This is a genomic window from Pseudomonas oleovorans subsp. oleovorans (genome assembly GCF_002197815.1).
GTDB classification, from domain to species: domain Bacteria; phylum Pseudomonadota; class Gammaproteobacteria; order Pseudomonadales; family Pseudomonadaceae; genus Aquipseudomonas; species Aquipseudomonas oleovorans.
In genome coordinates, this window is the sequence record NZ_NIUB01000002.1 from 80,815 (window position 1) to 94,496 (window position 13,682).

The following is a 13,682-nucleotide window of genomic DNA, read 5'->3' on the forward strand; positions in this document are numbered from 1 at the left end:
CAGCAGGCCGAAACAAGTAGTAAATGGAATATGTGCTCAGCGATCCAGAGGGCTCAACACCGCCAGGCCACCTCGGTTGAGCACATGGGTGTAGATCATGGTGGTTTTCACGTCCGAGTGGCCGAGCAACTCCTGCACGGTGCGAATGTCCTGGCCTGCCTCCAGAAGATGCGTGGCAAAGGAATGACGTAACGTGGCGTCGCATGCTTGATCAAGCCAGCACGCCGCGCCGCCTCACGCACCGCCCTCTGGATGGTTTTCTCATGCAGGTGATGGCGATAAATGCCGTGCCCGCGTGGCTCCTGAGAGCGATTGCCCGACGGGAAGACAAACTGCCATCCCCACTCCTTCGCCGCATTCGGATACTTGCGCGCCAGCGCGAACGGCAAATTAGCCTCGCCAAAGCCTTCGGCCAGATCGCCCTGATGAACGTGCTGCACCTTGTTCAAATGCTGCCGTAACGGCTCGACGACACGCATTGGCAACATGGTTACTGGTGCTGTGCCCGAAGTGCCTGCGTGATAACTGGACCCTCTACAAGGCAAATGACCGGCGCAACGTACTGGCGTCAGACCGTTTCAACTACGACGTTCTCAATCACACCGACCTTTGCCCGTCAGGTGGAGCTAAACCTGCAACTGAAGCAGCTACAGCAAGCGCTCAGCGAAGCCCAAGCCAGACTGTAGGGCGATGGTTTCAGCAAGCAGCAAAACCTGGCCAACAAGCATTAAAAGGCTGTCGAAATGGAATACCATGCCAGCCAGCATTACACCGCGCCTGCAAATACATACGTGCAGGTAGATCGTGAAGGAAATAGCGAATGACCATGCAAAAAATCGACGCACAGTCGCCGGAAGCGCACAGCGCCGACCTCAAGGCCGAGAACATCGACAAACTCAAAGCCTTGTTCCCTGAGCTGATCACCGAAGGCCCTAATGGCGTGGCCATCAACCAGGATGTGCTCAAACAGCTAGTCGGCGACACCACTGTAACCGACGCCGACGAAAAGTACGGCCTGAACTGGCACGGCAAGCGCGCAGCACGCCAACTGGCGCTCACGCCCAGCACCGGCACGCTATTGCCCTGCCCTGATGAAAGTGTGGATTGGGACACTACACAGAACCTGATGATCGAGGGCGACAACCTCGAAGTCCTCAAGTTACTGCAAAAGAGCTATGCGGGTAAGGTCAAACTGATCTATATCGATCCTCCGTACAACACTGGCAAAGACTTCGTATATCCGGACAACTTCCAAGACAGTATCCGGAATTACCTGGAAATTACCGGACAGGTCGAAGGCGGACAAAAAGTCAGCAGCAATACCGAAGCTAGCGGCCGATTCCATACCGATTGGCTGAACATGATGTACCCGAGACTAAAACTAGCTAGGAACCTACTCCGCGATGATGGATTCATTTTCGTCAGCATCGATGATAACGAAGTAACCAATCTGCGCGCAGTGCTCAATGATGTTTTCGGGCCAGAAAACTTTGTAGCGAGTGTAATCTGGCAAAAAAAATACAGCACAAAGGCAGACTCCAAAGACTTCTCCGAATCACATGACTTCTTGATTTGTTACAGAAGAAGTGACACAGCAGCGATTCGTGGCTTGTCTCGAAGCGATGCCCAAGAGGCGACCTATAAGAACCCGGATAATGATCCACGAGGTGCCTGGGCATCCGATAACCTTCTCAGAACCGAGGTGCGCGATTACGCAATTTATCCAGTCCAGAGTCCAAATGGCCAGGAGCATTGGCCTCCCGAAGGAAGTAGTTGGCGTTTTAATAAAGAGCGCATGACCGAGCTGATTGCTGATGACCGCATATGGTTCGGAGAAAGTGGAAATAGCAAACCACGCCTTAAGCGATTTCGCTCCGAAGTCAGAGACTCGATCCCCCCGCAGACGATCTGGACTTTTGATCAAGTAGGTCACACAGATGAAGGGACCAAACAGCTGGCAGAACTGTTTGGTGGAACTCGCTCACCCTTCCCTAATCCAAAGCCAACTCGGCTGCTCCAGCGTGTTGTGCAGATAGGTTCTTCAGACAATGACATTGTGCTTGATTTCTTCGCTGGCAGTGGCTCGACTGGACACGCCGTCATGGAACAGAACGCCATCGACAATTCAAGTCGAAGATTTATCGTAGTACAACTTCCAGAGCCGTTAAGTGAGGATAACAAGGAGGATCAAGCAGCCATACACTTTTGCGACCAACTCTCGAAACCTCGGACAATCGCAGAGCTGACCAAAGAACGCTTGCGTCGTGCGGGTGAAAAAGTGAAAGCCAATAATCCACTTTACTCGAGAGACAACGGCTTCCGCATGCTCAAGCTCGACATATCCAACATTCGCGCTTGGAACATTGGCCCCAAAGATTTAGAGCGCAGCCTGTTAGATCATCAGGAAAACATTCTGCCCGGTCGCAGCGAAGCAGACATCCTGACTGAACTTCTGCTCAAACTGGGACTGGACCTGTGCGTCCCCATCGAGCAGCAGCAGATCGCCGGTAAAACCGTGCACAGCATCGGCGGTGGCGTCCTGCTAGCCTGCCTGACCGAGCAGATAACCCGCGATCAAGTAGAAGACCTGGCGCAGGGGATTGTTGCCTGGCACAAGGCACAAGCCCCAGCCAGCGATAGCACCTGCGTGTTCCGTGACAGTGCATTTGCCGACGACATTGCCAAAACCAACCTAGCCGCCATTCTCAACCAGGCCGGCATCAAAAACGTGCGGAGCCTGTAAAATGGCCGTGCCAGCGCAACCCAAGATTTACCATATCTGCCATGTGGACCGTTTGCCGTCCATCATCGCCAGCGCTGGCTTGCTCTCCGATGCGGTACTGTTGAATCAGGCGTTGCCAGGCACTGTCATTGGCATGAACCATATCAAGCAGCGCCGCCTGCAACTGGAACTGGATAGCCATCCGGGCCTGCATGTCGGTGAATGTGTGCCGTTCTACTTCTGCCCGCGCTCGGTGATGCTGTTCCTGATCAGCCGGGGCCATCAAGACCTCGCCTACAACGGCGGCCAAGGGCCTATCGTACATTTGCAGGCTGACCTGCATGCGACCGTACAGTGGGCTAATGCCCAAGCCAGGCGCTGGGCATTCACATTGTCCAATGCAGGTTCGAACTACTTCGAGGATCGTGCAGATCTGGCGCAACTGAACGAGATCGATTGGGATGCCGTCGCAGCGCGGATCTGGCACCCGTGCAAAGAGCCTAAGCAAGCAGAGTTCCTGCTTGAACAGAGCTTCCCATGGCACTTGGTCGAGCGCATCGGCGTACAGTCGCGACAAATTTATACGCAGGTAGCGAATGCACTGCCTGCACAAGGGCACAGACCAACGGTCGAGCTACGCCCAGAGTGGTATTACTGAGTGAAGAGCCAGTCATGATCGAATTTACCAGCGGCGACATCCTGCGGGATGACTCCGAAGCCATCATCAACACCGTGAACTGTGTCGGTGTAATGGGCCGTGGCATTGCCTTGCAATTCAAGAATATGTGGCCGGAGAACTTCAAGGCTTACGAGGCGGCCTGCAAGCGTGAAGAGGTGCAGCCTGGTCGAATGTTCGTGTTCGACACAAACCAGCTCACGTCGCCACGTTACATCATCAACTTCCCGACCAAACGCCACTGGCGCGGCAAGAGTCGCTTGCAGGACATAGACGCAGGGCTCAGCGCCCTGGTGGCCGAGATTCACCGCCGTGGTATCCGCTCCATCGCCATTCCACCGTTGGGCAGCGGTTTGGGTGGGCTTGATTGGGCAGAGGTGCGCCCGCGTATCGAAGCAGCCATGGCCGATCTGCCGGACGTGCGCGTGCGCGTCTACGAACCCAAGGGTGCCCCCGCTGCAGACACCATGCACCACAGTCGCGAAGTGCCGAACATGACCGCTGGGCGCGCCGCTCTGGTGGAGCTGATGAACCGCTATGTTCGCGGCCTGCTTGACCCAACGATTAGCCTGCTGGAAGTACACAAGCTGATGTACTTCATGCAGGCAGCGGGCGAGCCGCTGCGCCTCAAGTACGTCCAAGCCGCCTACGGCCCGTACGCCGAGAATCTTCGGCACGTATTGCGCGCGATTGAAGGTCACCTTGTAGCGGGCTATGCCGATGGCGGTGATGCACCCGACAAACCCCTAACTCTGGTGCCTGGGGCGGTCGATGAGGCTAATGCTTTCTTGGCTGCCAATGCCGAGACACGGGCCCGTTTCGACCGGGTCGGCGAGCTGGTAGAGGGCTTCGAGACGCCCTTCGGTCTGGAGTTGCTGGCGACCGTGCATTGGATCGTCAAAGAGGGTGATCCGGTTACCAGCGTCGATGAGGTAGTCGCCCGCACCTACGCCTGGAATGCTCGCAAGAAGCAATTCACGCCACGCCAGATCGGTATCGCCGTAGATGTACTGGCAAGCAAAGGCTGGATCGAGCCCATAGCCCTGAGCGCCTGAAAAGACACCCTGAATCTGACTCCCCCTGCCGCCTTGCGGTATGGGGGAGGCGAGCAGCTAACTGACAGAATTTCTCGCCCTTGCCTGAAGGCGAGCTTGAAAATGGATTGAACATGAAACTGCACTTCGAGCCGGATCTCGACTATCAACTACAGGCTATCGAAGCGGTATGCGATCTGTTCCGTGGCCAGGAGGCGTGCCGTACCGAGTTCACGGTCACCATGAAGGCCCCCGCCCCGGCAGAAAGCGACCCGAGCGACGCGCCACAGCAGTTTGCCCTGGGCATTGCCGAATCCGACCTGGGTGTTGGTAACCGCCTGACCCTGCTCGATGATGAACTGCACAAGAACCTCAGCGACATCCAACTGCGCGGCGGACTCTCGCCTTCCGGCTTGCTCACGTCAGGCGACTTTACCGTCGAGATGGAGACCGGAACTGGCAAAACCTACGTGTACCTGCGCACCATCTTTGAACTGAATAAACGCTACGGCTTTACCAAGTTCGTCATCGTGGTGCCGTCGGTTGCGATCAAGGAAGGTGTCTACAAGTCCCTGCAGATCACCGAGGAGCACTTCAAAAGCCTTTATGCCGGCGTGCCCTACGACTACTTCCTGTACGACTCGAACAAGCTCGGCGAAGTACGCAACTTTGCGACCAGCTCAACCATCCAGATCATGGTGGTGACCGTAGGTGCGATCAACAAGAAGGACGTCAACAACCTCTACAAGGACAGCGAAAAAACGGGCGGCGAGAAGCCCATCGACCTGATCAAGGCAACCCGCCCGATCCTGATTGTTGACGAGCCGCAGAGCGTTGATGGCGGCCTTAAAGGGGCCGGCAAGACCGCATTGGATGCCATGAATCCGCTGTGCACCCTGCGCTATTCCGCGACCCACGTAGACAAGCACCACATGGTCTACCGGCTGGACGCGGTTGACGCCTACGAGCGCCGCCTGGTCAAACAAATCGAGGTGGCCTCGGCAACGATTGAGGATGCCCACAACAAACCGTTTGTGCGGCTGGTGGCGGTCAGCAACAAGCGCGGCACGATTTCAGCCAAGGTCGAGTTGGATGTTGGCACAGCCACAGGTGGCGTATCCACCCAAGAGGTCACGGTTTACGACGGCGACGATCTGGAGCAGGCAACCAAGCGCGCTGTCTATAAAGACCTTCGCATTGGCGAAATCAACACCGCCAAAGGCGAGGAGTTCGTCGAGCTGCGCTACCCAGGTGGCGAGAAGTACCTGCGCATTGGTGAGGTCCATGGCGGCGTGGAACCGTTGGCGATTCAGCGCGAAATGATCCGCCGCACCATCAAGGAGCACCTGGACAAGGAAAAGCGTTTCCGCCCGATGGGCATCAAGGTGCTGTCGCTATTTTTCATCGATACAGTCGAGCGTTATCGCCAGTACGACGCTGACGGCAATCCAGTGAAAGGCGTGTACGCGACCATCTTCGAAGAAGAATACAAACGTTTCGCCAAGCACCCGGACTACCAAAGCCTGTTCAGCGAGGTCGACTTCAACCACAGCGCTGAAGAGGTGCACAACGGCTACTTCTCCATCGACAAAAAGGGCGGCTGGTCTGACACCGCTGAGAATAACGCCGGCAACCGAGAAAACGCTGAGCGCGCCTACAACCTGATCATGAAGGACAAGGAAAAGCTGCTCAGCTTCAGCACACCGCTGAAGTTCATCTTTTCCCACTCTGCACTCAAGGAAGGCTGGGACAACCCCAACGTATTCCAGATCTGCACGCTGCGCGATATTCAATCCGAGCGTGAGCGCCGGCAGACCATTGGCCGTGGCCTGCGTCTGTGCGTTAACCAAAGTGGCGATAGGGTGCGCGGCTTCGAGGTGAACACCCTGACCGTGATTGCCACTGAGAGCTATGAAGCCTTCGCTGAAAATCTGCAGAAAGAGATTGAAGAAGACACGGGTATTCGATTCGGCATCGTCGAGGAGCATCAGTTCGCGGCTGTTGCCATCACCTGCGCAGATGGCGAGTCCAAACCGCTTGGCTTTGAGCAGTCGAAAGTACTCTGGGATTTCTTGAAAGCTCAGCAGTACGTGGACGCCAAGGGCAAGGTGCAGGACTCGCTGAAGCAGGCACTCAAAGATGGCGTGCTGCAACTCCCCCCCGAGTTCGAGGCGCAGCGCTCACAAATAGTTGAGTTATTGAAGAAAGTCTCTGGACGCCTGGAGATCAAAAACGCTGATGAGCGCCGTGCCGTCCCAACTCGCCAAGCCGTGTTGCAAAGCGAAGAGTTCAAAGCCCTTTGGGACCGTATCAAGCACCAGACCACCTATCGAGTTGACTTCAACAACGAACAACTGATCGCCGACTGCATCAATAATCTGCAGAAAGCGCCGGCAGTGTTCCGCCCTCGCCTGCAATGGCGCAAAGCGGATCTAGCCATCGGCAAGTCGGGCGTAGAAGCCAATGAGAAAAAAGGTGCCTACACCGTCACCCTGGACGAGAGCGATATCGAACTGCCGGATATTCTGACCGACCTGCAGGATCGCACGCAGCTCACTCGCCGCACCCTTGTGCGAATCCTCACTGAAAGCAAGCGCCTGGATGACTTCAAGCGTAACCCCCAGCAGTTCATTGAACTGGCGGGCGAAATCATCAACCGCTGCAAGCGCCTGGCGTTGGTCGACGGCATCAAGTACGTGAAACTGGGCGACGACAGTTTCTATGCCCAGGAGCTGTTCGAGCAGCAAGAGCTAACCGGCTACCTGAAGAACATGCTGCTTAATACGGAAAAGTCGGTCTATGAGCACGTGGTCTATGACTCCGCAATTGAGCATGACTTCGCCCAAGCGCTCGAACACAACGATGCCGTAAAGGTTTATGCAAAGCTGCCTGGCTGGTTCCGCATCCCTACCCCACTCGGCAATTACAACCCCGACTGGGCAATACTGGTTGAGCAAGACGGCGCCGAACGCCTCTACTTTGTAGTGGAAACCAAAAGCAGCCTGTTCAATGATGACCTTCGCCCTATTGAGCAAGCGAAGATCGACTGCGGCACCGCTCATTTCAAACTGCTTGCAACCGATGAGGCCAGCTTGCGCTTCGGTCGAGCCAGTAGTGTGGATGATGTGATTGCTGGTGTGCTGAACTAGGCCAGCAGGATCAATTAAAACAACATGGTTCGAGCAAAGAGGTAGTGGAGAAGCGCTAATCAGCAACACCAAGTTGGCCTCGGCCAGGCCTTGTACAAAACCGCTGCGCGACCACTCAAAACTTTAAACTACAACTAAACCAGAAGGCGTTATAGGGCGTGCCCGGTGCAGCAGCACCAGCACGCTGGCCTGCAACTCGGACAGGCTGGCCAATGTGTGTTCCAGGCACTCGCGCAGTTCGTCTTCGGTGAGCAGCGCTTCGGGGCTGTCCTGATGCCAGGCATGGGGCGCCAGCAGCCAGTGGCCGCCATCGGCGAAACGCTCGTCACCCACCGTGCCATGGGGCGCGGCCAGGTCGTCGAGCAGCACCTCGCGACGGTTGTGCTTGAGACGGGTCTTGGCAGTATTGGCGGTGATGGTCAGCAGCCAGGTCTTAAGACTGGAGCGCCCTTGAAAGCCTGCCAGGCTGCGCACCACGGCGAGCCAGGCATCCTGCACCACCTCATCGGCGTGGCGGCTGCCGACGATGGCGTAAGCCACCGCTCGCATCGCCCCCTGATAGCGAGCTACCAGCTCGCGATAGGCCGTCTGCTCACCGGCGAGCAGACGATCCAACAGTTCGGTATCGGACATAGAACTCCCATGGGTAGGGCCTTGCGCGCACGATCAGACTCTGCGTACGCGCCAGGCATTCCTACAGAGAGTTCAACGCTTGCGCAAAATTACACTGCCGATCGAATAACCGGCACCAAAGGAGCTTAGAACACCCAGGCTACCCGCCGGCAGGTCGTCCTGATGCTTGTGCAGGGCGATCACCGAGCCGGCCGAGCTGGTGTTGGCGTAGGTGTCGAGGATCACCGGCGCCTCGTGCGGCTCGGCGTCGCGGCCGAGCAGCTTGCGCGCAATCAGCAGGTTCATGTTGAGGTTGGCCTGGTGCAGCCAGAAGCGCTTGACGTCGCTGACGTTGAGCTGGTTTTCCGCCAGGTGTGCGGCGATCAGCTCGGCGACCATCGGGCAGACGTCCTTGAACACCTTGCGGCCTTCCTGCACGAACAGCTTGTCCCTGGCACCGATACCCTCTTCCGCCGCGCGGTTGAGGAAGCCGAAGTTGTTGCGGATGTTGTTGGAGAACTGGGTAAGCAGCTTGGTGCTGACCACGTCGAACTGGTGCAGGGAGGTGGCCAGGTCGGCACGCTCAATGATCACCGCAGTGGCGGCATCACCGAAGATGAAGTGGCTGTCGCGGTCACGGAAGTTGAGGTGACCGGTGCAGATTTCCGGGTTGACCATGAGGATGGCGCGGGCCTGACCGGTCTGGATCGCGGTGGTTGCGGCCTGGATGCCGAAGGTGGCCGAAGAGCAGGCTACGTTCATATCGTAGCCCCAGCCCTGGATGCCCAGCGCAGCCTGCACTTCGATGGCTACCGCCGGGTAAGCGCGCTGCAAGTTCGAGCAGGCGACGATCACCCCATCGATATCGGCGACGGTCTTGCCGGCGCGCTGCAGCGCTTCCTTGGCGGCGATCACGGCCATTTCGCAGAGGATGCCCCACTCTTCGTTGGAACGCTCAGGGATACGCGGCACCATGCGCAGCGGATCGAGAATGCCTTCCTTGTCGATGACGAAACGGCTCTTGATGCCCGAGGCTTTTTCGATGAAGCCGCTGCTGGACTCGCTCAGCGCCTCCACCTCACCGCGGGCGATGGCCTCGGCATTATCGGCGTTGAACTGCTGCACATAAGCATTGAAGGATGCCACCAGCTCGTCGTTGGAAATGCTGTTGGCCGGGGTATAGAGGCCGGTACCACTGATGACGACGTTATGCACGCTCATTCCTCTTCTCGGCCGCTGGCGGCCTCAGGCAGTAGGCCGGCGACAATGGCGCAGGCCGAAAATCGGGAGACTTGGGCCAAGCTCTTGCGACGGTTGGCTCCGGGCCACTGAGTGTGCCACAGGGCGAGGGGGTTCGTCCTCAGCCCTTGAGAGTGTCTAGGTGGACAGAACATGACCTAATATAGCCGTTTGGTCTAAAGTCTTATCTCGATCCGCGCACCTGGAGCTTGCATGAACCTCTCCCTGCTCAGCCGCTACGCATTCTTCGCCTTCTGCGTGCTGTTCACCCTGGCCAGCGTGCCTTTCCTTGGCCATGAATGGCTGTGGCCGTTCACCCTGCTTAGCGGCGTGCTCAGCCTGATCGGCATCGGCGATCTGCTACAGACGCGCCATGCAGTGCGGCGCAACTACCCGATCCTCGGCAACATTCGTTATCTGGTCGAAGGCATTCGCCCGGAGATTCGCCAATACCTGCTCGAAGGTGACGCTGAGCAACTGCCCTTCTCCCGCGCCCAGCGCTCGCTGGTGTATTCCCGCGCCAAGAACGAAGGCGCTGACAAACCCTTCGGCACCTTGAGTGATGTGTACCAGAACGGTTTCGAGTTCATCAGCCACTCGATGCGCCCGGCGCCGCTGAGCGATCCACGCAGCTTTCGCGTGGAGATCGGCGGGCCGCAATGCAGCCAGCCGTACTCGGCCTCCCTGTTCAACATCTCGGCGATGAGTTTCGGCTCGCTCAGCGCCAATGCCATTCGCGCCCTCAACGAAGGAGCGAAACTCGGCGAGTTCTACCATGACACCGGCGAGGGCAGCATCAGCCCCTACCACCGCGAGCACGGCGGCGATCTGGTCTGGGAACTGGGCAGCGGCTACTTCGGCTGCCGCGCCTCGGACGGCCGTTTCAACCCCGAGCGATTCGCCACTCAGGCCGCCAGCCCGCAGGTGAAGATGATCGAGATCAAGCTCAGCCAGGGCGCCAAGCCGGGCCATGGCGGCATCCTGCCCAAGCACAAGATCACCGAAGAGATCGCCAACACCCGCGGCATTTCCATGGGCGAGGATTGCGTTTCGCCGTCGCGCCACAGCGCCTTTTCCACGCCGGTCGAGCTGCTGCAGTTCATCGCGCAATTGCGTGAGCTGTCGGGCGGCAAGCCGGTGGGGTTCAAGTTCTGCCTGGGTCACCCCTGGGAGTTCATGGGTATCGTCAAGGCCATGCTGGAGACTGGCATCCTGCCCGACTTCATCGTCGTCGACGGCAAGGAAGGCGGCACCGGCGCGGCGCCGCTGGAGTTCACCGATCACCTCGGTGTGCCGCTGCGCGAAGGGCTGCTGTTCGTGCACAACACCCTGGTCGGCAGCAACCTGCGCGACAAGATCAAGCTTGGCGCCAGCGGCAAGATCGTCAGTGCCTTCGACATCGCCCGCGTGCTGGCTATCGGCGCCGACTGGGCCAACTCGGCGCGCGGCTTCATGTTCGCCATCGGCTGCATTCAGAGCCAAAGCTGCCACACCAACAAGTGCCCCACTGGCGTGGCGACCCAGGACCCGCTGCGCCAGCGCGCTCTGGTGGTCGAAGACAAGGCCCAGCGCGTCTACAACTTCCACCGCAACACGCTCAAGGCGCTGGCCGAAATGCTCGCCGCCGCCGGCCTCGACCACCCGGCGCAGATTGATGCCAAGCACCTGGTGCAGCGCATGTCGGCTACCGAGATCAAGCTGTTCGCTCAACAGCACGTGTTTCTCGCGCCGGGCGAGTTGCTCAGCGGCCAGATCGCAGGGGAGTTCTACGAGCGCATGTGGCGCATGGCGCGCGCCGACAGTTTCGAGCCGGCACCGGCCTGAGCGGCCGTCGCCCAGTCCGCTACGGCCAAGCTCGGGGCGGCATCGCTTAACGTCTTGAACCGGTAAGCGCATGCGCCTTTCGCTTTCCGCTCTGCTTCTGCTGTGCCTCGCAGCCTCGGCCGAGGAGCAGCGCCCACTGCGCTTCTCGGTGACCGAGAGCTGGGCCATGCCGATGATAAAGATCGTCGATGGCCAGGCTACGGGCGGGATTCTCTACGTTCTGCAAATGTGCCTGGTGCAGAAGGTCGGCCGCCGTGCAGAGATGCTGGTGCTACGCGCCTGCGCGTTCAACGCTGGCTGGTCAGCGGCGGAATCGACGTGCGCTGCTACGTCAATCCAGACTGGCGCCTCGAATCCCATCATCAGTACATCTGGAGCCTGCCTTTCAGCGCCCGGTTGAACTCGCGACTGTTGTCATTCTTGGCGTACAGCGTGGCGCGCAGCTCGGCCGGCGGATAGGTGCCGGGGGCGGCGAGAAGCGCCGGATCGACGAAGGCATCTGCCGCCGGTACCGTATTGGCGTAGTAGATGCTGTTGCTGATGGCGCCGATCACCTCGGGCGTCATCAGGTGGTTCATCAACGCCAGCCCGGCCTCCGGGTGCGGCGCGTCACGCGGGATGACCATGGCATCGAACCACAGCAAAGCCCCTTCACGCGGGATGCGGTAGCTCAGCTGGAAGTCCTTGTTGGCCTGCTCGGCCTGTGCCGCGACGATGGCGACGTTGCCATTCCAGGCAATGGCCAGGCAGGTGTTGCCGTTGGCCAGGTCGCTGAGGTTGCGGTCATTGTCGAAGTAGCGAATGAACGGTCGCACCTTGGCCAGATGGGCCTCGGCCTGTTTCAAGTCATCGAGATTCTGCCGGTTGATATCCAGCCCCAGGTAGCGGAACGCAGCGGCGAACACCTCGTTGGGATCATTGAGCAAACTCACCCCGCAGTCGGCGAAACGCGCCACCACCTGCGGGTCCATCGGCATCGCCCAGCTATCGGTCGGGGCATCGGCCATGCGCTGGGTAATAGCCTGCTCCTGGTAGCCGAAACCGGTGGTGCCCCAGACGTAGAGTCCGGCGTAGCGATTGCTCGGGTCGAACTTGGCCATGTGCTGGGTGAACTCGTCATCGAGCCCGGCGAAGTGCGGCAGCTGCGTCTTGTCCAGTTCACGCAACGCACCGCTGGCGATGGCCCGACTCAGGTGCTGGCCGGCAGTCAGCACCAGGTCGTAACCACTGCCGCCGGTGAGCAGTTTGGTTTCCACGGTTTCCAGCGAATCGAAGTGATCGACCACCACGTGGATACCGGTCTTCTCTTCGAACGAAGCCAGGGTGTCCGGGGCCAGGTATTCGCTCCAGATATACAGGTTGACCTGCTGCGGCGCCGCACCGGCCTGCGCGTGCGCGCAGGCGGCAAGGGCCACGGCCAACAGACTGGCGGGCAGTTTCATCCGGGCCTCCTAGGCGCACTGGGGCGCGGCGTGGCGAGCCCCGCGGTACCCGCCCCGACGATGGCTATCGGCAGTCCATTCACGTTCATGCTCCCTGTTGTGATGCAGGGAATACTAACCGCCTAGGGTCTGTTGCCGTTTCGCGCACGGCCGCGACGAAACGGCAACAGACCCTAGCAGGCCGTTGAAAAACGTAGGCGAGGCAGCCAGTGCAATACCGATGGCGGCCCCGCAAAAACAGCCGAAAAACGACCGGGGTCGCGTCCGACTTTACGTGTTGTAAATGAGCATTTTGACTGGGCTCGCACGCGAGGCTGTTTTTAACGCAGCAATGGCAACGTAGTTAGTTTTTCAACGGCCTGCTCTAGCGTCACGCTCGACATGAACGCTCGTACAGCGGCAACGTGATCAAGGCTTGTCCGGGCGGATATCGAAGCCCCCCTTGTTCTGGCTGACGATACGCAGGTGCTGGATCTCCCCACTTTTCACCGGCACAGCCACCTCCCGCAGCAGGCGGCCCATGCCGCACAGGGTGTCGTCCATACGATCCGGGGTGATGCCGACCACGCGCGTGCCGGGCGGCACCTGGAAGGTCGCGACCTCGCCGACGCCGATGCGTGCAGCGACCTTGCGATCCACCTCGATGGCCACGAAGCAGCCGCCTCCCATCACCCCGAAGTCGCGATTGACCACGATCTGCGCACTGTTCGCCTGCACCTCCTGAAAGGCCAGCAGGCGATCTTCCGGTACCGGTTTGATGTGCTCGGGGTCGCCCCGAAACGATGAACAACCAGCCAGCAGCAACAGCGGTAGAGCGACGAGGATCGAGCGCATGAAGCCCTCCATGGGCAGATGAATGCCGCCTGAGTATTGGGCTTGGCGCGTCTGTGAGCAAGGTATCGATGGCAGCGATTTTCGCTAGCAGAAGCATCGATTTCTGCAATGAAGGGCGCAATGTTTTCATCTCTCTCGAACCCAGCGCCA

11 protein-coding genes and 1 pseudogene are annotated in these 13,682 nt (G+C 58.9%); 7 read left to right on the forward strand and 5 right to left on the reverse strand.

The window, feature by feature from the left end; genetic code table 11:
* Positions 1-36: 36 nt before the first annotated feature.
* On the reverse strand, positions 37-165 hold the full coding sequence (locus PSOLE_RS25085) for a tyrosine-type recombinase/integrase (protein ID WP_373855157.1): 129 nt from the start codon (positions 163-165) through the stop codon (positions 37-39).
* A gap of 38 nt (positions 166-203) precedes the next feature.
* On the opposite strand from PSOLE_RS25085, the gene PSOLE_RS24490 reads away from it, so the two are divergent.
* The 5 genes from PSOLE_RS24490 (at position 204) to PSOLE_RS01385 (ending at position 7,581) form a co-directional block, all read left to right on the forward strand.
* Positions 204-461, forward strand: a complete 258-nt coding sequence (locus tag PSOLE_RS24490) for a hypothetical protein (protein WP_244597262.1) — start codon at positions 204-206, stop codon at positions 459-461.
* A 359-nt stretch (positions 462-820) separates the two neighbouring features.
* Positions 821-2,743 carry a site-specific DNA-methyltransferase gene (locus PSOLE_RS01370; protein ID WP_244597261.1) on the forward strand — a complete coding sequence of 641 codons (1,923 nt, stop codon included), beginning with the start codon at positions 821-823 and terminating at the stop codon, positions 2,741-2,743.
* A gap of 1 nt (position 2,744) precedes the next feature.
* Positions 2,745-3,380 carry a type II toxin-antitoxin system toxin DNA ADP-ribosyl transferase DarT gene (gene darT / locus PSOLE_RS01375; protein WP_074855667.1) on the forward strand — a complete coding sequence of 212 codons (636 nt, stop codon included), beginning with the start codon at positions 2,745-2,747 and terminating at the stop codon, positions 3,378-3,380.
* 14 nt (positions 3,381-3,394) lie between these two features.
* On the forward strand, positions 3,395-4,453 hold the full coding sequence (gene darG / locus PSOLE_RS01380) for a type II toxin-antitoxin system antitoxin DNA ADP-ribosyl glycohydrolase DarG (protein WP_074855665.1): 1,059 nt from the start codon (positions 3,395-3,397) through the stop codon (positions 4,451-4,453).
* Between the two features lie 113 nt (positions 4,454-4,566).
* Entirely contained in the window at positions 4,567-7,581 is a 3,015-nt protein-coding gene (locus tag PSOLE_RS01385; protein WP_074855662.1) for a type III restriction-modification system endonuclease, read from the forward strand.
* Between the two features lie 162 nt (positions 7,582-7,743).
* On the opposite strand, the pseudogene PSOLE_RS01390 reads toward PSOLE_RS01385, so the two are convergent.
* Together PSOLE_RS01390 and PSOLE_RS01395 are read right to left on the reverse strand one after the other, a co-directional pair.
* Positions 7,744-8,214: pseudogene (locus PSOLE_RS01390) on the reverse strand (RNA polymerase sigma factor); the annotation flags it as partial.
* Positions 8,215-8,286: 72 nt separating this feature from the next.
* Entirely contained in the window at positions 8,287-9,408 is a 1,122-nt protein-coding gene (locus PSOLE_RS01395) for a beta-ketoacyl-ACP synthase III (RefSeq protein WP_004423952.1), read from the reverse strand.
* 237 nt (positions 9,409-9,645) lie between these two features.
* Here PSOLE_RS01395 and PSOLE_RS01400 point away from each other — a divergent pair, with 237 nt between their 5' ends.
* Both PSOLE_RS01400 and PSOLE_RS01405 read left to right on the forward strand, forming a co-directional pair.
* Positions 9,646-11,256: an FMN-binding glutamate synthase family protein gene (locus tag PSOLE_RS01400; protein WP_004423950.1), complete on the forward strand. Its 1,611-nt coding sequence runs from the start codon at positions 9,646-9,648 to the stop codon at positions 11,254-11,256.
* 70 nt (positions 11,257-11,326) lie between these two features.
* The gene (locus PSOLE_RS01405) at positions 11,327-11,656 is read left to right on the forward strand and encodes a hypothetical protein (RefSeq protein ID WP_174574982.1); all 330 of its coding nucleotides are present in this window, start codon (positions 11,327-11,329) and stop codon (positions 11,654-11,656) included.
* On the opposite strand, the gene PSOLE_RS01410 is transcribed toward PSOLE_RS01405, so the two are convergent.
* Both PSOLE_RS01410 and PSOLE_RS01415 read right to left on the reverse strand, forming a co-directional pair.
* On the reverse strand, positions 11,619-12,698 hold the full coding sequence (locus PSOLE_RS01410) for an extracellular solute-binding protein (protein WP_004423947.1): 1,080 nt from the start codon (positions 12,696-12,698) through the stop codon (positions 11,619-11,621). The two genes, PSOLE_RS01405 and PSOLE_RS01410, sit on opposite strands and share 38 nt — an antisense overlap.
* 408 nt (positions 12,699-13,106) lie before the next feature.
* A complete protein-coding gene (locus PSOLE_RS01415) occupies positions 13,107-13,532 on the reverse strand; it encodes a 3-isopropylmalate dehydratase (protein ID WP_074855657.1) in 426 nt (141 codons plus the stop codon).
* Positions 13,533-13,682 lie beyond the last annotated feature (150 nt).